Source organism: Caulobacter sp. GW821-FHT10A10, from assembly GCF_059415745.1.
On record NZ_JBWKNV010000007.1, the window covers coordinates 112943 to 135482 of the forward strand.

The 22540-nt window shown below is 69.2% G+C and carries 21 protein-coding genes; 12 read left to right on the forward strand and 9 right to left on the reverse strand.

Going from position 1 to position 22540, the window contains the following annotated elements; translation table 11 throughout:
* Positions 1 to 8: 8 nt before the first annotated feature.
* Both AC07NS_RS19565 and AC07NS_RS19570 read left to right on the forward strand, forming a co-directional pair.
* On the forward strand, positions 9 to 503 hold the full coding sequence (locus AC07NS_RS19565; RefSeq protein WP_494605934.1) for a PraA/PraB family alkane oxidation protein activator: 495 nt from the start codon (positions 9 to 11) through the stop codon (positions 501 to 503).
* 96 nt (positions 504 to 599) lie between these two features.
* Complete coding sequence (locus AC07NS_RS19570; RefSeq protein ID WP_494605936.1) at positions 600 to 1022, forward strand: DUF2147 domain-containing protein; 423 nt, start codon at positions 600 to 602, stop codon at positions 1020 to 1022.
* A 178-nt stretch (positions 1023 to 1200) separates the two neighbouring features.
* Here AC07NS_RS19570 and AC07NS_RS19575 read toward each other — a convergent pair whose 3' ends face one another.
* The 7 genes from AC07NS_RS19575 to AC07NS_RS19605 form a co-directional block, all read right to left on the reverse strand.
* Positions 1201 to 1446, reverse strand: a complete 246-nt coding sequence (locus AC07NS_RS19575) for a hypothetical protein (protein WP_494605938.1) — start codon at positions 1444 to 1446, stop codon at positions 1201 to 1203.
* A gap of 110 nt (positions 1447 to 1556) precedes the next feature.
* Positions 1557 to 2399: a fumarylacetoacetate hydrolase family protein gene (locus AC07NS_RS19580; RefSeq protein ID WP_494605939.1), complete on the reverse strand. Its 843-nt coding sequence runs from the start codon at positions 2397 to 2399 to the stop codon at positions 1557 to 1559.
* A gap of 36 nt (positions 2400 to 2435) precedes the next feature.
* On the reverse strand, positions 2436 to 3311 hold the full coding sequence (locus AC07NS_RS19585; protein ID WP_494605941.1) for a VOC family protein: 876 nt from the start codon (positions 3309 to 3311) through the stop codon (positions 2436 to 2438).
* Between the two features lie 10 nt (positions 3312 to 3321).
* Complete coding sequence (locus AC07NS_RS19590; RefSeq protein ID WP_494605943.1) at positions 3322 to 3774, reverse strand: GlcG/HbpS family heme-binding protein; 453 nt, start codon at positions 3772 to 3774, stop codon at positions 3322 to 3324.
* The gene (gene mhpA / locus AC07NS_RS19595) at positions 3762 to 5306 is read right to left on the reverse strand and encodes a bifunctional 3-(3-hydroxy-phenyl)propionate/3-hydroxycinnamic acid hydroxylase MhpA (protein ID WP_494605945.1); all 1545 of its coding nucleotides are present in this window, start codon (positions 5304 to 5306) and stop codon (positions 3762 to 3764) included. The genes AC07NS_RS19590 and mhpA overlap by 13 nt, the downstream gene beginning before the upstream one ends.
* Positions 5306 to 6118, reverse strand: coding sequence for an alpha/beta hydrolase family protein (locus AC07NS_RS19600; protein ID WP_494605947.1), 813 nt, complete (start codon positions 6116 to 6118; stop codon positions 5306 to 5308). The genes mhpA and AC07NS_RS19600 overlap by 1 nt, the downstream gene beginning before the upstream one ends.
* On the reverse strand, positions 6118 to 7362 hold the full coding sequence (locus AC07NS_RS19605) for an amidohydrolase family protein (protein WP_494605948.1): 1245 nt from the start codon (positions 7360 to 7362) through the stop codon (positions 6118 to 6120). Before AC07NS_RS19605 ends, AC07NS_RS19600 begins: the two co-directional genes overlap by 1 nt.
* Positions 7363 to 7627: 265 nt before the next feature.
* Between AC07NS_RS19605 and AC07NS_RS19610 the strand changes: the two genes are divergently transcribed.
* Complete coding sequence (locus AC07NS_RS19610; protein ID WP_494605950.1) at positions 7628 to 7765, forward strand: hypothetical protein; 138 nt, start codon at positions 7628 to 7630, stop codon at positions 7763 to 7765.
* Positions 7766 to 7778: 13 nt separating this feature from the next.
* On the opposite strand, the gene AC07NS_RS19615 is transcribed toward AC07NS_RS19610, so the two are convergent.
* Complete coding sequence (locus AC07NS_RS19615) at positions 7779 to 8684, reverse strand: LysR family transcriptional regulator (RefSeq protein ID WP_494605952.1); 906 nt, start codon at positions 8682 to 8684, stop codon at positions 7779 to 7781.
* A gap of 285 nt (positions 8685 to 8969) precedes the next feature.
* Between AC07NS_RS19615 and AC07NS_RS19620 the strand changes: the two genes are divergently transcribed.
* Genes AC07NS_RS19620 through AC07NS_RS19650 form a run of 7 tightly spaced genes read left to right on the forward strand, consistent with a single transcriptional unit; the run spans position 8970 to position 18891 of the window.
* A complete protein-coding gene (locus tag AC07NS_RS19620) occupies positions 8970 to 11270 on the forward strand; it encodes a TonB-dependent receptor (protein ID WP_494605955.1) in 2301 nt (766 codons plus the stop codon).
* Positions 11270 to 12208 carry an alpha/beta hydrolase gene (locus AC07NS_RS19625; protein WP_494605956.1) on the forward strand — a complete coding sequence of 313 codons (939 nt, stop codon included), beginning with the start codon at positions 11270 to 11272 and terminating at the stop codon, positions 12206 to 12208. Before AC07NS_RS19620 ends, AC07NS_RS19625 begins: the two co-directional genes overlap by 1 nt.
* A gap of 45 nt (positions 12209 to 12253) precedes the next feature.
* Entirely contained in the window at positions 12254 to 13573 is a 1320-nt protein-coding gene (locus tag AC07NS_RS19630; protein WP_494605958.1) for a glycoside hydrolase family 1 protein, read from the forward strand.
* A gap of 4 nt (positions 13574 to 13577) precedes the next feature.
* Positions 13578 to 13784, forward strand: a complete 207-nt coding sequence (locus AC07NS_RS19635; RefSeq protein WP_494605959.1) for a hypothetical protein — start codon at positions 13578 to 13580, stop codon at positions 13782 to 13784.
* A gap of 52 nt (positions 13785 to 13836) precedes the next feature.
* On the forward strand, positions 13837 to 17115 hold the full coding sequence (locus AC07NS_RS19640; protein ID WP_494605961.1) for a glycosyl hydrolase: 3279 nt from the start codon (positions 13837 to 13839) through the stop codon (positions 17113 to 17115).
* Between the two features lie 6 nt (positions 17116 to 17121).
* Positions 17122 to 18177: an L-rhamnose/proton symporter RhaT gene (gene rhaT, locus AC07NS_RS19645; protein ID WP_494605962.1), complete on the forward strand. Its 1056-nt coding sequence runs from the start codon at positions 17122 to 17124 to the stop codon at positions 18175 to 18177.
* Between the two features lie 9 nt (positions 18178 to 18186).
* Positions 18187 to 18891: an IclR family transcriptional regulator gene (locus tag AC07NS_RS19650; RefSeq protein ID WP_494605963.1), complete on the forward strand. Its 705-nt coding sequence runs from the start codon at positions 18187 to 18189 to the stop codon at positions 18889 to 18891.
* 109 nt (positions 18892 to 19000) lie between these two features.
* Here AC07NS_RS19650 and AC07NS_RS19655 read toward each other — a convergent pair whose 3' ends face one another.
* Positions 19001 to 19354 (reverse strand): hypothetical protein, encoded by a 354-nt coding sequence (locus AC07NS_RS19655; protein WP_494605965.1) that lies wholly within the window; start codon positions 19352 to 19354, stop codon positions 19001 to 19003.
* A 160-nt stretch (positions 19355 to 19514) separates the two neighbouring features.
* Here AC07NS_RS19655 and rhaT (AC07NS_RS19660) point away from each other — a divergent pair, with 160 nt between their 5' ends.
* Entirely contained in the window at positions 19515 to 20582 is a 1068-nt protein-coding gene (gene rhaT / locus AC07NS_RS19660) for an L-rhamnose/proton symporter RhaT (protein WP_494605966.1), read from the forward strand.
* Between the two features lie 7 nt (positions 20583 to 20589).
* On the forward strand, positions 20590 to 22467 hold the full coding sequence (locus AC07NS_RS19665; protein ID WP_494605967.1) for an NPCBM/NEW2 domain-containing protein: 1878 nt from the start codon (positions 20590 to 20592) through the stop codon (positions 22465 to 22467).
* Positions 22468 to 22540: the final 73 nt, after the last annotated feature.

Below are 22540 nucleotides of genomic sequence, written 5' to 3' on the forward strand. Positions count from 1 at the left end.
AAGACGTCATGTCGAAGAGCGTTTCACTCGTGGCGGCCGCCGCCGCACTCGCCGTAGCCGGAGGCGCCTATTCGGCGCAGGCCGCCGTATTCGTCCCGAATGGTTCGGAGCCCACGTCGTTCACCCTGACCGGCACGCTGACCCTGCAGCAGTCGACGACCGTCCGCTGCGCGGTCAAACTCAACGGCATGATCCTGCCGGGCGGGAGCTTGGCCTACATCTACAGCGGCTCCTTCACCAGCGGCGACTGGCAATGCGGATGGCTTGTCTATCCGAACGGCTTCAGCTGGATCCTGACGCCGAGCTGGCCTCCTCAGGTCACGGTCTCCGGCGTATCCGCCGCCACCATATTGGGATCCTGCTCGGGGACGCTCTCCTACCTGACCTGGACCAATGGGCCTCCGTCGAGCGTGACCATGTACTATGCTTCGATCCCGGGCTCGCCCAGCGCCTGCACGATCACCGGCACGCTCACCAGCAGCCCGGCGATCAGCATCATGTGACGATCAAGCCGGCGCTTGACGTAGCGTCCTGTCCGGCCGACCGTCGGAAGGCGGATGAGCGACCGGACGCGGTCGCCGAGGTCGGGGGAGGTCGCCGTGTCGTTCTTCAAGTCGGGCGTCGCCGTGCTGACCACGCTGATGCTGGGTTCGGCGGCGATGGCTCAGTCCCCGGCGCCCCAGGGACCCGACATCTTCGGCGTCTGGCGCAATCCCAAGGACAGCGTCCATGTCGAGATCAAGCCGTGCGGCGGCGAGGTCTGCGGCTATGTGATCTGGGCCAATGACGAGGCGCGGACCGACGCGCGCAAGGGCTCCGGCGGGGAACTGGTGGGCCGGCAGCTGCTCAGCGACTTCTCGCGCGGCGACAAGGGCGAGTGGCGCGGCAAGGTCTTCGCGCCGGACGTCAACATGACCTTCTCGGGTCGGGTGCTGGTGATGGACGCCGGCAAGCTGAAGGCGCGCGGCTGCGTGCTCGGCAACTTCCTCTGCAAGACGCAGGTCTGGACGCGGGTGGCCTGAAGGCGTTCGTGCTCCACGACCTCCAACGCCCTTGCGATAGCCTTCCTGGGCCTCGTGCCCAGGACCCATCGTTCAGCCGCTCAGACTGCGCAGGACGGCCAAGGTTTGAGCTGTCGCCGGCATGGGCCCTCGCCACAAGGGCGAGGGAGGCGGCTTTCCATGAATGTCCAGCCGAACCTCAAACCTGGGCGCGCACGCCCGCGAGGAAGGCCCAGCTGACCGACAGGCCGGGCTGCAGGGTGCCGGCGTCGACGAAGGCGTGGCCGAAGCGGTCGTCGGCCTTGCGGTAGGCCAGCTCGACCATGCCTCCGCGCGAGCACAGCACCGAGGCGCGGGCTCGATAGCCGCAGCGGAGGACCACCTCGACGGTGTCGCCGTCCGAAACGGGGAAGGGGGTCTTCTGGGGCTTCTTGCGGGCAAGCATGGCGGGCACTCGTGGAAGGGGCCGGGGACTGATCCCCGGCGTTTGCATCCACGATGAACGGCGCGTGATTAATCGCACCTGAACAGCGGCTTAAGGCCGCAGCCTCATGCTCAAGCTTCGTCCACGACCGTGTTCGACAGCAGGCCGACGCCGGTGATCTCAACCTCGACGACGTCGCCGGCCTTCATCCAGAGCGGCGGTTCGCGCTTGGCGCCGACGCCGCCCGGCGTGCCGGTCAGGATCAGGTCGCCCGGCGACAGCGGGGTGAAACCCGACAGATAGGCGATGATGGTCGGCAGCGGGAAGATCAGATCGGCCAGGCTGGCGTGCTGCACCTGCTGGCCGTTCAGGCGGGTGGTGACGGTGACGGCGTTCAGGTCGTCGATCTCGTCGGGCGTGACCAGCCAGGGGCCAAGGCCGCCGGTGCCGGGGAAGTTCTTCCCGGGCGTGAACTGCTGGGTGTGCCACTGCCAGTCGCGCACCGAAGCGTCGTTGGCGCAGGCGAAGCCGGCCACGTGGCTCATGGCGTTGGCCTCGCTGATGTGGCGGCCGCCCTTGCCGATGACGATGGCCAGCTCGCCCTCGTAGTCGAGGCTGGTCGAGCTCTTGGGTCGAATGATCGGGCCGCCGTGCGGGGTCAGGGTGTCGGCGAAGCGGGTGAAGATCGACGGATGGCCGACCTTGGCCCGGCCGGTTTCCTGGCGGTGGGTCTCGTAGTTGTGGCCGACGCAGAAGATCTTGCCCGGCGTGGTCACCACCGGCAGCAGCTCGATCTCGGAAACCGGCACGTCGAAGGCGGCCTCGGCGGCCAGGGCCGGAATGGAGTCCAGGCGCAGGGCGGCGACGAGGTCGTGCTCGTCCGGCCCGGCGATGGCGCCGAAGTCGGCGACGCGGTCGCCCTGGATGGCGCCGTAGGATGGAACGCCGTTCCGCAGGAAGCTGATCAATTTCATGGACTTGGTCTCGATACTTGAGGAGCGTTGCGTTTTTTAGGCGACCGGCAGCGGGGCGTGGCCGAAGGTGCGCTCGGCGGTGTTGAGGCCGGCGAAGTCCTTGCCGGACAGGCCCCACTGGTCGATGCGCCCCTCGGGCCAGGTCCAGTCCTCGGGCGCGCCGACCTTGTAGTCGTCGGGGATGATCTCGACGGCGGTCGAGAACTCCACGACCGCGCCGAACGGGGCGATGAAATAGGCGAAGACGTTGTCGCCCGGGCCATGGCGCCCGGGCCCCCAGGCGGGGACCGCGCCAGTGTCGCGCAGACGGCCGACGCCGCGCATCACGGCATCCAGGTCGGCCATCTCGAAGGCGATGTGGTTCAGCGAGGTGAAGCCGGCGCGGGCGAAGGCGGTGGAGTGGTGCGAGGCGTTGCAGCGGACGAACACCATGCCCTTGGTGCGGTCGGAGACCTTGAAGCCCAGGGCCGCCTCGGCGAAGTCGGCCGTGGCCTCGGCGTCGGCGGCGTTCATCACCACGTGGGTCAGCTTGACCGGCAGGTCGCGGCCCTCGATCGGCTCGGCCAGGGTTGCGCCGTGCAGGAAGCGGAACACCTCGCCCTCGGGCAGCTGGACCAGGACCCCCTGGCCGCCGCCGAGATCCTCGGACACGGTCTCGACCACGGGGGCGCCGGCCGCGCGGGCCTTGGCGGCGATGGCCTCGACCTCGGACTCCTCACCGACGAAGGTGGTGCAACGCACCGACGGGCCGGGCGTCTCGGTCATGGCCACGAGATAGGGGAACGGCCCCGAGCCGCGCAGGTAGCGGGTCTCGCCGGCAGTTCCGGCGTTGGCCAGGCCCCAGGTCCCGGTCAGGAAATCGACGGCCGCGGCGGTGTCGGGCAGGTTCAGTTCGATGCTGCGAAGGCGCATGGCGGCTCCTTTAGGCTTGGGGAGCGGGCGCGCCGCCGGGATCGGGGGTGAGGGCGGCGGCGATGACGCCGGCGATGGCGCAGGCCTCGTCGGCGTCGCCGGTGTCGCCGCTGATGCCGACCGCGCCGATGATCCGGCCCTCGGCGTCGCGGATCAGCACGCCGCCGGGCGAGGGGGCCATGGCCCCGCCGCTGATGGCGAACAGGGCCGAATAGAACACCGGAGCGGCGTTGGCGCGCTTGGCCAGTTCCCGGCTGCCATAGCCCATGCCCAGCGCGCCGGAGGCCTTGGCGACGGCGATCTGCGGCCGCATCAGGCTGGCGTCGTCCTCGCGCTTGAGGGCCACCAGGTGCGCGCCGGCGTCGAGCACGGCCACGGCCAGCGGCTGATAGCCGTCGCGACGGGCTTGGGCGAGGGCCGCGTCGACGATGATGGAGGCGGCCTCCAGGGTCAGGCGGGACATGCGGTCTCCTTGGGCGCTTCGACCTTCAGGGAGAGGTCGGCGCAAAGCTGGTCGATCAGGGCGGGCAGGGCGTCGGCGGTTTCGGCGACGCCGTAGACGTAGCGGTCGGGCCGCAGCAGCACGGCGGCCGCGCCCTTGGCGTCGAGCCAGGCGGTCAGCGCGCCGTCGGCGTCGTCGAGGCCCTGGCCGATCACGTGGAGCGAACCGCCGATGCGGGCGAAGGCGGGCGACGCCAGGACGGGCTCTCGAGCAATGACGGCGAAGCCTTCGCCCAGCACCTCGTCGAGCAGCACGCCGCCGACGCGCGGATGCATGAAGCGCTCGCCCGAGCCTGGCCGGGCGACGCCGGCCTGGTAGGCGGGGATCAGGTCGGCGGCCGTGACGCCCGGCTTGGCGGCGGCCATCACCTCGCGCATGTGGGCGTCGCGCTCGGCGGCCTTGGCCGGATCGAGCTGGCAGATGTAGCGGCCGGCGTTCACGGCCGCGCCGATAACACCGCGTACGTGCGGGTCGCGCTCGGGCTGGTAGGTGTCGAGCAAGGCCTCGTCGGCGAGACCCGAAAGCACCATGGGCAGCTTCCAGGCCAGATTCGAGACGTCGCGCAGGCCGTGGCACATGCCCTGGCCGAAAAACGGCGGGGTCTGGTGGGCGGCGTCGCCGGCCAGGAACACCCGGCCCACGCGCCAGCGCTCGGCGACCAGGCCGTGGAAGCGGTAGGTGGCGGCGCGCACCAGGCGATAGGTCGAGCCGGCGACCCACGGCGCGATCAAGGCCTCGACCTGCTGGCTCTGCATCATCGCCTGGTCGTCCTCGCCGGGCAGCAGCATGAACTCCCAGCGGCGGTGATTTCCACGACCCGGCACGATGGTGGCCGGGCGGCGCGGATCGCACAGCATCACCGACAGCTGCTGCAGGTCGGCGCCCGTCGGCAGACCGGGGATGTCGGGGAAGACGATCGGGCCGTCGACCTCGGCGTCGACGACGAGCCAGGGCTCCTCGAAGTCGAGGTCGTCGAGCTTGACGCCCAGGCTCTTGCGCACGGCGCTGCGCGCGCCGTCGCAGGCGATCACCCAGCGGGCGCGCAGGGCTTCGGCGCCGGCCAGGATCAGGCTGACCCCGCCCTCGTCCTGGACCAGGGTCTCCAGCTTCGCGCCCAGGCGCAGGTCCACGGCCGGGAAGCGGGCCAGGGCGTCGCGAAGCTGCGCTTCCAGTTCCGGCTGGTAGAAGAAATAGTCGTTGGCCCAGCCGAAGCGCTTGGCCTGGCCGGCGGTGCCCATGTAGCGGATCACCCCGCCGTCGGCGCCGATGTGCAGGTGGCCCTGCGTCTCGCGCATCAGCGGATGCAGGTGCTCCACGAGGCCCGCGCCCTGGAAGATGCGCATCATCTCGTGGTCGAGGTGGACGGCGCGGGGCAGGGGATGCGGATCGCGCTCCTGCTCGAGCACCAGAACGCTGAGGCCCGCCTGGCCCAGAAGATTGGCGGCCAGGGCCCCGACGGGGCCGCAGCCGACGATGGCGACGTCGTAGATCATCACAGGTGCTTGTCGAGGAAACGGACGATGGCGGGGGCGACCCGGCCGGCGGCGGTGTGGGGCGTGTCGACCTCTTCCTCGCTGAACCAGAAGTGGCCGGCGTCGGGCACGGGCAGGGTGCGCACGAAGAAGCGGGCCTGGCGCAGGGCGCGGGCGAAGGCTTCGGACTGGGCCGGGTCGATGTCGTGGTCGCGCTCGCCCCAGATCACCAGCGCCTTCAGGGCGTTGCGATCGTAGCGCACGTGGCGCAGCGGCGAGGCGGCGACATAGAGCTGCGGATCCTCGTAGGGGTCAGCGCCCAGCATCCGATAGGTGGGGTCGGTTCCCGGGGCGGCGTTCTTGGCCAGATCCGCCTGCCAATGGGCGAAGAGGTCGTAGACGCCGTAGACGGCGACCAGGGTCTTGAACTGGACGGTCTCGCCATAGAGCCAGGGCTGGCCTTGGGCCAGCGCCGCCAAGGCCGTCAGGTGCGCGCCGGCCGAGGCGCCGAGCAGGCCGACGCGGTCGGCGTCGACACCGAGGCCAGCGGCCTCGCGCTTGAGGAACCGCGCGGCCTCGACCACGTCCTGGACGTTACCAGGGAACGACTTGCCGTTGGTGGAGCGGCGGTAGTCGATGGCGAAGACGGCGTAGCCCTGGCCAGCGAGATACTTGCCCCAGCGGGCCAGCTGGGCCTTGTCGTTGCGCAGCCAGGCGCCGCCGGGGGCGGCGACCAGCACCGGATGCGGGCCGGGCGCGTCGGGCAGATAGAGGTCGCCCTTCAGCTCGGCCGAACCGGCGACGCCGAAGACGATGTCGGAACGGACGGTCATCAGGCGGCTGCCCGCGCCAGCGGTTGGGCCGGCGCCTTGTGCATCTTGCCGTCCTTCATGATCATCAGCAGGCGGTCGCGGCGCTGAAGGATCGAGACGTCCTGCGTGGGATCGCCGTCGACCAGCAGCAGGTCGGCCAGGTAGCCCGGCTCGACCAGACCCAGTTCATCGGCGCGGCCCATCAGCTCGCCGCCCAGCTTGGTGGCGGCCACCAGCGCCTCGGTCGGGGTGTAGCCGAACAGGTCGACGAAGTGCTGCAGGTCGCGGGCGTTGGCGCCGTTGGGATTGAACGGGAATCCGTAGTCGCCGCCGGGCAGCACGCGCACGCCCCGGCGCTTCAGCTCGGGGATCAGCACCTTGCACTTTTCGACAACCGGAACAGCGGCTTCCTTCATCGAGGTCATGTCGATGTGGGGCGGCGGCTTGGCCTCGAGGGTGGCGACGATGACGCCGATGGCCGGGGCGACGAAGATCTCGTCCTTGTGCGCCTCGAGCAGGTCCAGCGCCTCCTCGTCGGCGTAGGTGCAGTGGTAGAGCACCCGCACGCCGGCGCGCAGGGCCATCTTGATCGCCTCGCCGGCCTGGGTGTGGGCCGACAGCCAGATGTCGCTCTCGCGGGCCTGTTCGCCGGCCGCCTGGACCTCTTCCTCGGTGTAGAGGATATGCTGCGAAGAGCCCGGCAGCAGGGCGTCCTCGCCCGAGATGACCAGCTTGACCTGGTCGATGCCGATGGTCTTGCAGTGCTTGACGAAGGCCTTCATGGCCTCGGGACCGCGGCCGTGGTCGATCTCGCCAGTGTTCTCGCCCTCGGGGCTGCGCTCGATAGTCGAGGCGCGCAGGCGCGGACCGGGCGTCCAGCCGCCGTCGATCTCGTTACGGACCACCACCTCGATGCGCTCGCCCAGGGCGCCGGCCGAATAGGCGCTGGTGAAGCCGCTTTCCAGCAGGACGCGGGCGTTGCGCACCGTGGCCAGCAGCTGTTCTTCCGGCGGCAGGATGAATTCGGGGATGAAGCGCTCGATCGACGAGGGCCAGGAGAGGTGGGCGTGGGCCTCGATCAGGCCCGGCATCAGGGTGGCCCCGGCGCCGTCGATGACCGTTGCGTCGGCCGCTTCGATGCGGCCCTCGGTCTGCGTCGCCGCCACGCGGGCGATGCGGTTGTCCTCGATCAGAACCTCGCCGGCGAAGGGCGCGCGGCCCGTGCCGTCGAAGACCTGGATATTGGTGATGAGCGTACGCGCCACGTGGATTCCACCCTGCCGATTTTTGTTCGCGGGCGGCGGTCGATGATGCGCCGCGCCCCTTGCGACCATTTACGGGGAGGGGACCGGCCGGAAAAAATTCAATCGGGGAATGTCTCGCATCACCGCCGATGATGGGGCCGCCGACGCGGGGAAGCCTTCATGCGGCTTATGGTCGCCATTCAGCGATTGAATTGGCGGACCTGCGTCATCGGCGTGAAGCTCCCGTCATACGCCGCCGACAGAGCGGCTCGGGAGGAAACCGGACATGACCATCGACATGGTCTCGCGTCGCCAACGGCGCGCTCACGGGCTGGTCAGCAGCCTGTTCTGCTTCACCACCATCTTCGCCGGCCTGACGGCCGCGGCCGTGCTGCTCAAGATGTTGATCGGCCTGGCGAGCTAGCGCCCCAGAAGCCCTATAGGCTCTGGGCGTGCTCGATCAGGAAGTCGCGCAGCCACAGGGCGCCCGTGTCGGTTTCCTTGTTCTTGTGCCACTGCAGGAACTCGGTGAACGTCGCGATCTCCACCGGCGGCGCCAGCACCTTCAGCGGCAGGCGCTTGGCCAGGATGGCCGCATTGCGGGCGTGGACGGTGGCGATCATGTTGGTGCCCACCACGGTCTCGGCCACGCAGTTGAAGGTGGGGGCGTGGACGACGATGTTGCGCTCCACGCCTTGAGCGTCCAGCGACTCCTGCTCGATGTGCGGCGGGTTGTGCGGACCCAGCGTCACCGACACGTGCTCCAGCTCCAGGTACTTCTCGAGGCTGAGGCTGGCGCCGACCAGCGGGTTGTCGCGCCAGGCGATGCAGGCGAAGCGGTCGCTGAACAGCGGGCTGCGCGGATGGCCCGGATCGCACTTGCGCTCGGGCGAGATCATGAAGTCGATCTTGCCTTCGCCCAGCAGGGCGGCGCTCTGGTCGGAGGTCAGCAGCACGACGATCTTCAGGCGCGGCGCGACGGTCACCAGCTTGCGGATGGCCCCGGTCATCAGGACGTTGAAGACGTAGTCCGAGCAGACGAAGGTGAAGGTGCGGTCGGCCGCGGCGGGGTCGAACTCCGAGCGGGTGACGACGATGCGGCGCAGGCCGTCCAGGGCCTCGCGCACCGGATCGGCCAGGCTTTCGGCGAAGGGCGTCGGCACCATCTTGCGACCCACCTGCACCAGCAGGTCGTCCTCGAAGTGCAGGCGCAGGCGGGAGAGGGCGTTGCTGATCGCCGGCTGGGTGAGGCGCAGGGCCTGGGCCGTCTGGCTGACGCTGCGCTCCTGCAGCAGGGAATCCAGCACCACGAGCAGGTTCAGGTCGAGGTTGTGAAAGCGCACAGCGGATCCTCCTGGGGGCGTCGGGCCTTCTGCGGACCCTGACATTTCAACGGCCTTAGACCGAGCGGCGCCGTTGGGGCAAGCGTCTTATTGGTTTCATTATATGAAATGCAGTCCCGCATAATCTTGAGTGATAGTTGCTGTTCAACGATTGAATTGGTCGGTGCGGGACCCCCTCGCTACCGTTCAGCTCAAGACCAAACGCCGGCGGCAAGCCGGGGTCCAGGGAAACGGAAACGAAGCCGGACGACGAAGATCGCCGGCTCGCAGGGAAGGGGAACCCCCATGAACGCATTCAAGCTCAGCCTGCTGGCCGCCACCGGCCTCAGCGTCGCCGTCGGCGGCGCGGCCCACGCCCAACAAGCCGCCACCACGGAATCGCCGATCGCGATCGAAGAAGTGGTCGTCACCGCCACCCGCCGCTCCGAGCGCCTGCAGGACGTGCCGCTGGCCGTCTCGGCCGTCAGCGGCGACCAGCTGGCCGCCACCGGCGGCAAGGCGATCACCGACCTCCAGTACTCGGTCGCCGGCGTTCAGTTCGGCAACACGCCCAACGACAGCGGCTTCCGCCTGCGCGGCGTCGGTTCGGCCGGCGGCTTCACCTCGAGCTCGGAATCGCCGGTCGGCCTGGTGGTCGACGGCGTCGTGGTTCCGTTCGGCTCGCCGGTCGACAGCCTGGGCGACCTGGAGCGCGTCGAGGTGCTGAAGGGCCCGCAAGGCACCCAGTTCGGCAAGAACGCCTCCAGCGGCGTGATCTCGGTCACCACCCGCAAGCCCAGCCTGACCCAGGCCACGGGCGACTTCTTCGCCTCCTACGGCTCGCTGAACGAGCGCGACGTGCACGGCGGCGTCACCGCCCCGCTGTCGGACACCCTGGCCGTCGGCCTGTTCGTCTACGACAAGGCCTATGACGGCTTCGTCCATAACGTGGTCCGCAACGAGGACTGGGGCGGCATTCACAACAACGGCGTTCGCGGCAAGGTCTACTGGAAGCCCAGCGACACCTTCAGCGCCTATGTGATCGGCGACTATTCGCGTCAGCGCCAGAAGGGCCCCGGCCAGCTGTGGACCCTGAACAAGGCCCCCACCACCGACGCCAACTTCCTGTCGCCCTTCACCAGCCTGTCGAGCCTGGGCGTCACGCCGGGCGCGTCGAACGACAAGTCGATCGAGGACGGCGGCGGCAGCTACAGCACCACCAACTACGGCGGCTCCCTGGAGCTGAACTGGGAGCTGGGCGAATACACCCTGACCTCGCTCAGCGCCTATCGCGGCTTCGAGGAAGACCCCTACACCTATTCGATCGACGGCTCGCCGCAGTCGAAGTTCACCGCCCAGGCCAAGGGCCTCGTGAAGACCCAGGCTTCGCAGGAATTCCGTCTGACCTCGCCCAGCAGCGGCCGCCTGAGCTACGTCGCCGGCCTGTTCGTCTCGCGCCTTGAGACCGAGAACACCGGCGAGAGCGCCCAGCTGCGCCCGGCCACGCCCTACAGCACCTCTCCGGTGGTCTCGATCACCGCCGGCCTGAACCACGGCAAGACCAAGACCGACAGCGCCGCGGTGTTCATCGACGGCCGCTACAAGCTCAGCGACACCCTGAGCCTGCTGGGCGGCGCGCGGATGACCAAGGACAAGGTCGAGGCCTCCAACTGGTCGGAACTGGATACCTCGCTGCCGGCCTTCCTGACGGCCGGCGGAACCACCGTGCCCTATACGCCGCGCGCGCTGCAGACCGGCACGACGTCCAAGTCGAGCCCCTCGGGCCGCATCGGCCTGGACTGGAAGCCTTCGGACAACGTGCTGATCTTCGGCACCATCGCTCGCGGCTATCTCGGCCCGACGGTGACCTTCTCGGCGCTCAGCGGCACCAAGACCAATGTCGCGCCGCAGACGGTCGACGACGTCACGATCGGCGCCAAGACGACCCTGCTGGATCGTCGCCTGACGCTGAACGGCAACATCTTCTACGACAAGTACACCGACCTGCAGACGGCGGTGCTGCGCAACAACGAGTTCGTCACCGAGAACGCCGGCGGCCTCACGGCCAAGGGCTTCGAGATCGAGGCCAACCTGCGGGTCAATTCCTCGCTGAAGCTGAACGCCTCGACCACCTATTCCGACGCCAAATACACCGACTACATCACCAGCTGCCCGAACAACATGATCGCGGCCGGCTATGTCGGCTGCACCCTGACGAACCGCACCTACGTCTACCAGGCCAAGGGCCAGACCCTGGCGGGCGCCCCGAAGGTCACCGCCGTGATCGGCGCCAGCTACGAGCACGCGATCACCGACGCCCTGACCTTCGACGCCGCGGCCAACTACTCCTACCGCACCAAGACCCAGAACAGCGTCGGCGATCCCAACACGATCCAGAAGGGCTACGGCGTGCTCAACGTCTCGGCCGGGATCGGCCCCGAAGACCGCCAGTGGCGCGTGGGCGTCTTCGCCCGCAACCTGCTGAAGCAGGACTTCAACGCCGCCGTCATCACCCTGCCGTTCCAGAGCGGCTACGACGGCTACATCAACTGGCGCACCCGCGAGGCCGAGCGCACCATCGGCGTCACCCTCGAAGGCCACTTCTGATGCGGGCGAGGCTTCTGGCTCTGGTGGGCGCGGCTCTCGCCGCGTTCGCCGGAACGGCCCTGGCGCAGGGGATCCCGCAGCATGTCGAGATCCGCACGATCCCGACGCCGGCCCAGCCGGGCGCGATCCCCCTCTGGCCCGGCGTCGCGCCGGGTTCGGAGGGCGCGACCCAGGTCGAGCACTGGAACTACCTGATCGACGGCGTGGCCGTGCGCAACGTCACCCGCCCGACCCTGACGCCGTACCTGCCGGCCAAGGACAAGGCGACCGGCGCGGCGGTGATCGTCGCCCCCGGCGGCGCCTACATGCTGCTGTCGATGGAGTGGGAGGGCGAGAAGGTCGCCCAGTGGCTGGCCGATCATGGGATCGCCGCCTTCGTCCTGAAGTACCGCCTGGACGCGACGCCCGACGACGACCAGGAGACGCTGAAGGTGATGGGCGCGCGCTTCGGCGCGGCGGCCAAGGCCGGCGCCGACAAGGCTCCGCCGATCAGCCAGCCCTTGGCGCTGGACGACGCCCAGCAGGCTCTGCGCCTGGTGCGCGCGCGCGCCGGCGAATGGGGCGTGGATCCCAGGCGGGTGGGGCTGATGGGCTTCTCCGCCGGAGCCATGACCACCCTGGGCGCAACGCTGCGCAATGCGCCCGACGCGCGTCCGGACTTCATCGCTCCGATCTACGGGCCGATGAACACGGTTGCCGCGCCGGCTGATCCGCCGCCGATGTTCACCGCCATCGCCAACGACGATCCGCTGTTCGGCAACACCGACTACGGCCTCGTCCAGGCCTGGAAGCAGGCCGGCGGCAAGGTCGAGATGCACGTCTACGAGAAGGGCGACCACGGGTTCGGCATGCACAAGCGGGGCACGACCAGCGACCTCTGGATCGACCAGTTCTACGCCTGGATGGCCGCCCGCGGCCTGCTCAAGCCCGCCGCCTGACGTCCTTTCTTTCCCGAATTTTCAGTTCGAGTTCCGGAGCCTTCGATGCCTTTCCGTGACGCAGACTTCTCCCGCCGGGCCCTGCTGGCTGTCGGCGCCGCCGCGGCCGCTGCTCCGGTCGCCGCCCCCGCCATGGCCGCCGGTTCCGGCGACTTCCCCAAGGGCTTCCTCTGGGGCGCGGCCACCGCCGGCCACCAGGTGGAGGGCAACAACGTCAACAGCGACACCTGGCTGCTGGAGCAACTGAAGCCCAGCCCGTTCATGGAGCCGTCGGGCGACGCCTGCGACCACTATCACCGCTACGAGGCCGACATCGCCCTGCTGGCGAAGCTGGGTTTGAACACCTACCGCTTCTCGCTGGAGTGGGCGCGGATCGAGCCGGCCAAGGGCCAGTTCTCGGCCGCCGAGCTGGAGCACTATCGCCGGGTCGCCCAGACCTGCCGCAAGCACGGCGTGACGCCGCTGATCACCTTCAACCACTTCGTCGTGCCGCGCTGGTTCGCGGCCCAGGGCGGCTGGGAGAACCCGGAAAGTCCGGCCCTGTTCGCGCGCTACTGCGCCTATGCGGTCAAGGGCGTGGGCGACCTGGCCGGCGGGGCCGCCACCTTCAACGAGCCCAATATCGGCCTGCTGCTGCAGTGGATTCTGCCGCCGTTCATCCTCGACCAGATGAAGCAGGCGATGGTCGACGCGGCCAAGGCTTGCGGCACGCCGCTTTTCTCCAGCGCCCAGTTCGGTCGCCAGGACGTGATGCTGCCCAACCTGATCGAGGCCCACAAGCAGGGCTACGCCGCCATCAAGGCCGGTCCCGGCGACTTCCCGGTCGGCGCCACCCTGGCGATGCTGGACGACCAGGCCGTGGGCGAGAACAGCCGGCGCGACGAGAAGCGGGCCCAGTGCTACGACCCGTGGCTGAAGGCCATCAAGGAGACCGGCGACTTCGTCGGCGTGCAGACCTACAGCCGCGCCATGATCGACGCCAAGGGCCAGATGCAGCCGCCGGCGGGCGTCGAGCTGACCCAGACCGGCGAGGAGTTCTCGCCCCAGGCCCTGGGTCAGACCGTGCGCTACGCCCACGCCCTCTCGGGCAAGCCGATCTACGTCACCGAGAACGGCGTCGCGATCGAGGACGACACGCGTCGCGTGGCCTACATCAAGACCGCGCTGCAGGGACTGAAGGCGGCGATGGACGACGGCATCCCCGTGAAGGGCTACGTCCACTGGTCGCTGCTGGACAATTTCGAGTGGGTGTTCGGCTACGGGCCGAAGTTCGGCATCGTTGCGGTGGACCGCGCCACGCAAGTCCGCACGCCCAAACCCAGCGCCGTATTGCTCGGCCAGATCGCCCGCGCCAACCGGATCTGAGGCCATGAAGAACGCCATCATAGCGGGCCTCATTGGAGGACTGATCGGAGCCGTGATCAGCGCCGCCGTCGGCTACGTCGTCCCGCTTCCGCCCCACGCCCTGGCCAACGCCTTCGGCAACGGGATCAGCGGCTTGTTCAGCGGGTTCTTCGGCGGCTTCATGGCCCTGTTTGTCGAAGGCCTGAAGGCGCGCCGCGCCAAAGCCGCCTGACCTGACCTTTGTTCGGGCGGCCGGCGCGCGGCCGCCCCTGGAGTACACGCCCATGACCTTGGCTCACCGCCTGATCGCCGGAGCGGCCCTGGCCGCCATGCTCGCCGGATCGCCGGCCCTGGCCCGGCAGGACGACTTGGCCAAGGGGTTCGTGAACCCGCCCAAGGAGGCGCGTCCGCGCGTCTGGTGGCACTGGATGAACGGCAACATCACCCAGGACGGGATCGACAAGGATCTCGACTGGATGAACCGCATCGGCGTAGCGGGCGTGCAGAACTTCGACGCCTCGTTCGGAGAAGCGGAAGGCGGGCCGTTCCACACTCCGACCGTGGTCGACAAGCGCCTGGTCTTCTTGACGCCGGAGTGGCGAGCGGCCTTCAAGCACGCGGTCGAGAAGGCCGATGCGCAGGGCTTCGAGTTCGCCATCGCCGGCTCTCCGGGCTGGAGCGAGAGCGGCGGTCCGTGGGTGACGCCGGACGCGGCGATGAAGAAGCTGGTCTGGAGCGAGACCATGGTCGAGGGCGGCAAGAAACTCGCCGCGCCCTTGGCCGCGCCGCCGTCGGTGACGGGGCCGTTCCAGAACATCGCGGGCGGCGGCAGCGCCGTTGGCGGCGCGCACGGGCAGCTGCCCAGCCTCTATCGCGACGCGGCCGTGGTGGCCTTCCGCACGCCGGCGGCCGAAGCGGTCGCCGCGCCCGTGGCCAAGATCACGACCTCAGGCCCGGCCGATACGGCGGCCCTGACCGACGGCGACCTTGGCAAGCAGATCGACCTGCCGTTCGCGCCCGACGCCGAAAGCTGGGTGCAGTTCGACTACGGCAAACCCCAGACCGTGCGCGCCCTGCGACTGGTCGCCGGCAAGGCGGGCGGCTTCGGCGAGTTCGGGGCCACGGGCCCGGCCGGACGCATCGAGGCCAGCGACGACGGCCAGGTCTTCCGCACCGTGGCGCAGCTGCCGGTGGACGGCGCGCCCGAACAGGTGGTGGCCTTCGCCGCGACGAGCGCGCGCTACTTCCGCGTCGTGTTCCAGCCCCGCAAGGCCGATGCGGCCTCGGCCATGTTCGGCATTCCGGCGCCGACCAGCCACAAGCTGGCCGAGGTGGCCTTCGAGGCCGGCGCCCGCGTGCACCGCTTCGCCGACAAGGGCGGCTGGGCCGCTACCGGCGGCCTCGGCGCCCAGCCGACGCCGGATGTCGCCGCCGAGGCCGTGGTCAAGCGCGCCGACGTGGTCGACCTGACCGGCAAGCTGCGTCCCGACGGCTCGCTGGACTGGACACCGCCCAAGGGCGGCAAATGGACCATCCTGCGCTTCGGCTACTCCCTGACCGGCCGCCAGAACCACCCGGCCTCGGCCGAGGGCACGGGGCTGGAGGTCGACAAGCTGAACGCGACGCACGTCCAGGCCTATGCCGACGCCTATCTCGGCGAATACGAAAAGACCGTCGGCAAGGAGCTGATGGGCGCGCGCGGCGTCCAGGCCCTGATCACCGACAGCTGGGAAGCCGGTTCCCAGAACTGGACCGAGGACATGTCCGCCCAGTTCAAGGCCCGCCGTGGCTATGACCTGGCGACTTGGCTGCCGACCCTGGCGGGGAGGGTGGTCGACAGCCCCGCCGCCAGCGACGCCTTCCTTTGGGACTTCCGCAAGACCATCGGCGACCTGATCGCCGACGCCCATTACGGCACGCTGAGCGACGCCCTGCACAAGCGCGGCATGAAGCGCTATGGCGAATCCCACGAGACCGGCCGGGCCTTCATCGGCGACGGCATGCAGGTCAAGAAAACCGCCGACGTGCCGATGGGCGCCACCTGGGCGGCCGTGCCGCCGACCAACGACCCGCACAGCTACGACGCCGACGTGCGCGAAAGCGCTTCGGTGGCGCACCTTTACGGCCAGAACCTGGTGGCGGCCGAGAGCTTCACCATCGGCGGCGAGGCCTTCGCATACGATCCGGCGCGCCTGAAGCCGGTGGCGGACGCCATGATGGCCAACGGCCTCAACCGCTTCGTGCTGCACACCTCGGTGCACCAGCCGGTCGACACCTACGGTCCTGGCCTGACCCTGGCGCTGTTCGGCCAATGGTTCACCCGCAAGGAGACCTGGGCCGAGCAGGCCAAGCCCTGGATCGATTATCTGGGCCGCAGCTCGCTTCTGCTGCAGCAGGGCCGGTTCGTGGCCGACATCGCCTGGTTCTACGGCGAGGACGGCAACGTCACCGAGCTCTACGGCAAGCAGTTGCCCGCCGTTCCGGCCGGCCACGCCTACGACTTCGTCAACGGCGACGCCCTGGTCAACCTGGTCGACGCCAAGGACGGCCAGGTCGCCGCGCCGTCCGGCATGCGCTACCGCGTGCTGGCCATCGATCCGGCGGTCACACGGATGACCGTTCCCGTGCTGCGCAAGCTGGCGGCGCTCAAGGCGGCCGGCGTGCCGATCGTGGGGACGCGTCCGGTCGCCACGCCCAGCCTGTCGGACGACCCGGCCGAGTTCCAGCGCCTGGCCGACCAGGTGTTCGCGGGCGTCAGCGCCGACCTCGGCGCGGCCTTGGCGAGCGTCGGTCCTGATGTCGATGACGGCGGCGCGGGCCTGCGCTTCGTGCACCGCCAGCTGCCGGATGGCGACCTCTACTTCATCTCAAACCCGGGTGACGCCAAGACCGCCCAAGTCAGCTTCCGCTCCAGCGGCCGCGAGGCCGAGATCTGGCGGGCCGATACCGGTTCGATCACGCCGACCAGCTACAAGTCCGAAGGCGGTCGCACGACCGTGCCGCTGACCCTGGGCGCCAAGGACGCGGTGTTCGTCGTTTTCCGCAAGCCGGGCCCTGCCGAGCGCGTGGTTCCGGCCAAGGTCCGCACCGTGGCCGCCACGATCAACGGCGGCTGGACGCTCAGCTTCCCGCAAGGCCCGAGCCTGAAGGACGTCAAGCCCGGCTCCTGGACCGACAACACTGACCCGGCCGTGCGTTACTTCTCCGGAACGGCGACCTACGCCACGACCTTCAAGGCTCCGAAGGCGGGGAAGGGCGCCCACGTCGTGCTCGACCTGGGCGCGGTCAAGAACCTGGCCAGCGTCAGCGTCAACGGCAAGGACCTGGGCGTGCTCTGGAAGGCGCCGTTCGAGGTCGACGTCACCGAGGCCCTGAAGGCCGGCGACAACCGGCTCGAGGTCAAGGTCGTGAACCTGTGGCCCAACCGTCTGATCGGCGACAAGCAGCCGGGCTATGCCGGTCCCAAGGCCTTCACCAGCTTTGATCCCTATCCGCCGCAGGCGCCGCTGTCGCCCTCGGGCCTGCTCGAGCCGGCCAAGCTGATCGTCGAGCGCCAGGAGTAACCGCGTATGGGCAACCCGCTTCTCGGGCTCGTCTTTCACTGGCTGGGCGGGCTGTCGTCGGCCAGCTTCTACGTGCCCTACAAGGGCGTGCGGAAGTGGTCGTGGGAGATCTTCTGGCTGACCGGCGGCGTCGTCAGCTGGCTGATCGCGCCCTGGCTGTTCGCCAGCCTGCAGACCAAGGATCTTCTGGTCGTATTGAGCTCGGCGCCGCGCGAGACCCTGTTCTGGTGCTGGCTGTTCGGCGCCCTGTGGGGGCTGGGCGGCCTGACCTTCGGCCTGACGATGCGGTATCTGGGCCTTTCGCTGGGCATGGCCGTGGCGCTCGGTCTCACCACGGCATTCGGCACGCTCGTTCCGCCGCTGTTCGACGGCACCTTCGCCGACAAGCTGCTCAGCAACACCAGCGGCCGGGTGATCCTGGCCGGGGTGATCGTCACCCTGCTGGGCATCGTGCTGGTGGCCCTGGCCGGCAAGGCCAAGGAGGCCGAGCTGTCGCACGAGGCCAAGACCGCCGCCGTCGGCGAGTTCAATCTGAAGAAGGGCCTGGCGGTCGCCGTCTTCTCCGGGATCATGAGCGCCTGCTTCGCCTTCGGCCTGGCCGCTGGCGAGCCGATCCGCAAGCTGTCGCTGGCCCACGGCACGGGCGTGCTCTGGCAAGGCCTGCCGGTGCTGTGCGTGGTGCTGCTGGGCGGCCTCACGACCAATCTCGTCTGGTGCGGCGGACTGATCCTCAAGAACCGCAGCGCCGGCGAATGGCTGGGCCGGGGAGGGGGGCAGGGCGCCCCGCTGGCCCTCAACTTCGGCCTCTGCGCCCTGGGCGGCCTGGCCTGGTACCTGCAGTTCTTCTTCTACACGATGGGGGAAAGCCAGATGGGCCGGTTCGGCTTCTCCAGCTGGACCCTGCACATGGCCAGCATCATCATATTCTCGACCCTCTGGGGCTTCGCCCTGAAGGAGTGGGCGGCGGCCAGCAAAAAGACGCGCGGCCTGGTGATCGCCGGCATCGCCGTGCTGGTCGGCTCGACCGTGGTCATCGGCCTCGGCAACGCGCTGGCGGCCTAGGGCGACCCGATGACCGACAGCGCCCAGAAGCTCTCCCAGACCCTGCATCGCGGCCTCGACATCCTCGAGGCCGTGGCGGCCGGCTGCGCCAGTCCGGCGCAGATCGCCGAGCGGCTGTCGCTGAGCCGCAGCACGACCTACCGGCTGGCGGCTCTGCTCGCCGAACGCGGTCATCTGAACGCCGGCGATCGCGGCTACCAGCTGGGACCGCGGATGTTCGCCCTGGGCGCCAGCGCCGCGCGCGCCGTCGATCTGCCCAGGCTGGCCCAGCCGATCCTGGAGGGCCTGACCCGCGACACCGGCGACGCGGCCAATCTGGGCGTGCGCGACGGCGACGAGGTGATCTATGTGGCCCAGTCGCCGGGCACGCGCCGGCTGGTCGTCCGTCACGGCGTCGGCGCGCGCAACCGGCTGCGCCAGACGGCCATGGGCCAGGCGCTGATGCTCGATACGGCTCACGAAGCCGACGAAACGCCCGAATGGAGCGCCGTCATGCGCCAGGCGCGCGCTCGCGGCCTGGGCTTCCACCGCGACGAATTCGGCGACGCCATCGTCTGCATCGCCGCGCCCGTGCGCGACGCCGCCGGCGCGATCGTCGCGGCCATCAGCCTGTCGACCATCCCGCAGTATCTCGACGACGAACGTCTGGAGCGACTGAGAGGCCAGGTGCGAGAGGCAGGCCAGGCTCTGAGCCGCAGGATCGGTGGGGAATAGGAATTTAGTCCTAGATATGCGCCACAGCGGACGCATCAATATGCATCGCCTAAGGAATATTATCAGAAATAACATTACAGGCCGATCCCGCGCTTTCCGCGCACCGTCGTCAGCCCAGGGCCGCCACCACGGCTTCCAGTTCGCCTTTCACCGCGATCTTGCGTGCGGCGCTGACGACGAAACAGACGCTGGCGACCTGAGGATGCGGCACGACGCTCGTGACCCGCGCCGAATTGATCCAGACATGGTCGAAGTCCAGCGACGCGGCCGCCAGCCGGCGCAGATCGGCATCCAGACGTGCCGCGGCCTCGTCAGCGGTATGCAGCGCCAGCACGCTTCTCGGCGCGTCGTAACGGATTTCGCAGTCAGCCGCCGGCGTCTGCGGCTCCGGCACGATGCAGAACACGTCGGCGGAATTGACCGCCACCGGTCCTTGCGGCGTGGTCATGATCACGAGCGGCATCGATCCCCCTCCAGCTGCGAGCGTCGCTATAGTCGCAAACCTCGCCACTACAAGTCCAGGACGCGATGGCGCCCATAAGCACGGCGGCGATTGACAGATCCGGCCGGCGCGCCGACCATCTCATTAATTAGAACAATGTTCCAAATTACGGGAGTTGACGTTGAATCCGCTGTTGGGCGTCCTTTTCCATTGGCTGGGCGGTTTGGCCTCGGCCAGTTTCTACGTGCCCTATCGCGGCGTTCGGCGCTGGTCGTGGGAGATCTACTGGCTGACTGGCGGCGTGTTCTCCTGGCTGCTGGCGCCGTGGTTCTTCGCTTCCTTGCAAACGCACGATCTGCTCGGCGTCATGGCCCAGGTTCCGCCGAACGTGGTCGGCCTGTGCGTGCTGTTCGGCGTGCTCTGGGGTTTCGGCGGCCTGACATACGGCCTGACCATGCGGTATCTGGGCCTGTCGCTGGGCATGGCCGTGGTGCTGGGCCTGTGCACGGTGTTTGGCACCCTGATCCCGCCGCTGGTGCGCGGAACCTTCGCCGACGCCCTGCTGGCCACGCCGTCGGGCCGGATCATCCTGCTGGGCCTGCTGATGACCCTGGCCGGCATCGTCGTGGTGGCCTGGGCCGGCGCCAAGAAGGACGGCGACCTGTCGCCGGAGGAAAAGCGCGCGGCCGTGGCCGAGTTCGACTTCCGCAAGGGCATCGCTGTGGCGGTGTTCTCGGGCGTGATGAGCGCTTGCTTCGCCTTCGGCTTGGCGGCCGGCGAGCCGATCAAGGCGATCTCGGCGGCGGCCGGCACCGGCCCGCTGTGGACCGGCCTGCCGGTGCTGTGCCTGGTGATGTTCGGCGGCCTGATCACCAACGGCGTCTGGTGCGCTTTCCTGATCGTCAGGAACCGCAGCGCCGGCCAGTGGATCGGCCGCGCGCCCGACGCCAAGGAATCGGCGGACCGGCCGCCGCTGCTGGCCAACTACCTGCTCAGCGCCCTGGCCGGCACGGCCTGGTACTTCCAGTTCTTCTTCTACACCATGGGCGAGAGCCAGATGGGCAAGTTCGGCTTCTCGAGCTGGACCCTGCACATGGCCAGCATCATCATCTTCGGCACGCTGTGGGGCTTCGCCTTCAAGGAATGGAAGGACGCCCGTCCCGCCGTGCGCAACATGGTCTGGGCCGGCGTCGCCCTGCTGGTCGGCGCCACGGTGGTGATCGGCTACGGCAACATGCTGGGGGCCTGAAACCGCCATGCGCCCCCTGCCCCGTCGTCGCATTCGCAAGCTCCTGACCGCGACGGCGGCGCTGGCCCTGCTGGCCGCGCCGGTCGTCGCCCTAGCCCAGGGCGGCCTCGAGCCGACAGGCCGCTGGACGGCCCGCAAGCCGGGCGCGGCGGCCACGCCGCCGATGGGCTGGAACGCCTGGAACGCTTTCCGCACCGAGGTCGACGAGGCCAAGGTCATGGGCTCGGCCCAGGCCCTGGTCGACACCGGCCTGGCCAGGCTGGGCTACGTTCAGGTCAATCTCGACGACGGCTGGTGGCTGAGGCGCCGGCAGAGCGACGGGCGCCTGGAGGTCCGTACGGCGATCTTTCCCAGCGCCGAGGTTCCCGGCGGCGACTCCAGCTTCAAGCCCCTCGTCGATCGGCTGCACGGCATGGGCCTGAAGGCCGGGATCTATACCGACATCGGCCGTAACGCCTGCTCGCAGGCCTGGGACCTGAAATCGCCGAACCTGCCAGTCGGCTCGACGGCAGAGCGCGAGGTCGGGCTGGAGGGCCATGTCGACCAGGACATCGATCTCTTCTTCGGAACCTGGGGCTTCGACTATGTGAAGGTCGACGCCTGCGGCCTGGCCGATTACGCGCCCGGCGCGCCGGTCGTGAGCCGCAACGGATACCGGCCGCGCGAGCCGCTGATCGTCCGCCGCGAACCGGCCAAGGACGACGCCGCGCGCATCAAGGCGATGTACCAGGAGGTCGCCGACGCCATGGAGCGTCATGGCGGCGAGCGCGTGCTGTCGATCTGCACCTGGGGCCGAGGCGACGTGCGCGCCTGGGGCGGCGAGGTCGGCGCCCTGTGGCGCACCAGTCCCGACATCAACCCGCGCTGGAGTTCGATGCTGCGCTCGTTCGACAGCGTGGCGACGCGCTCGCTCTACGCCCGCCCCGGGGCGTGGAACGATCCGGACATGCTCCATATCGGCGCCGGCGACTTCGACGAGAACCACCTGACCGAGGCCCGCAGCCACTTTGCGCTGTGGGCCATGACCGCCGCCCCGCTGCTGATCGGCTACGACCTGCGCCAGGCGCCGAAAGCGCTGCTCGACATCTGGGGCGCCGCCGATCTCGTGGCCTTGAACCAGGACCCGCTGGGCGACCAGGCCGTGCTGGTCCACCACGAGGGCCAGGTGCAGATCCTGCTCAAGACGCTGAGCGGCGGTCGCAAGGCCGTGGCCCTGTTCAATCGCGGCGACCAGCCGGCGAAGATCACCCTGACGAACGAGCAGATGAAGCTCGCCGCCGACACGCCCGTGGCCCTGCGCGACCTCTGGACCGGCAAGGACGCGCCGGGCTTCACCAGCCAAGCGACTTTCGACCTGGCGCCGCGCGAGACCAGGGTGTTCGAGGTCAGGGGCGCGCCGCTGGTCGCCGACGGCGTCCTGCTGTCGGAAATTCCCGCCCGCATCCATGTGGCGCGGGAGCCCTCGTGGCCGCCGCCGGCCGACGGCTTCGACGGACCGGTCGGTCCGGCCGGCCACACCGGCGGCGCCCAGGCCGATTTCTCGCCGTATCGCACGCCGCTGACGGTGAACGGTCGCCGCTTCGCCCATGGGATCGGCGTGCTGGCCAATTCGCGGCTGGAGGTCCTGGCCGCCGGCGAGTTCCAGCGCTTCTCAGCCAGCGTCGGCGTCGACGACGCCTCGAAGGCGTCCGGGGCGAGCGTGCGCCTGGCCGTCTATGGCGACAGCCGCCTCCTGGCGCGCAGCAAGCCGCTGCGGGCCGGCGACGCGCCGGTGGCGCTGAGCGCGCCGATCAAGGGCGTGAAGGTGCTCGAGCTGGTGGCCGTCTCCAGCGACGCGGCCGCGCCGCCGGCGGTCGTCTGGGGCGGCGCGCGGATGACGCATTGAGGCGCAGCGAGCCGCCCGAACCGCCTTTCTGGCGATCCGGCCGATCGGCTACAATCGGTGGTTAGGTGACTCG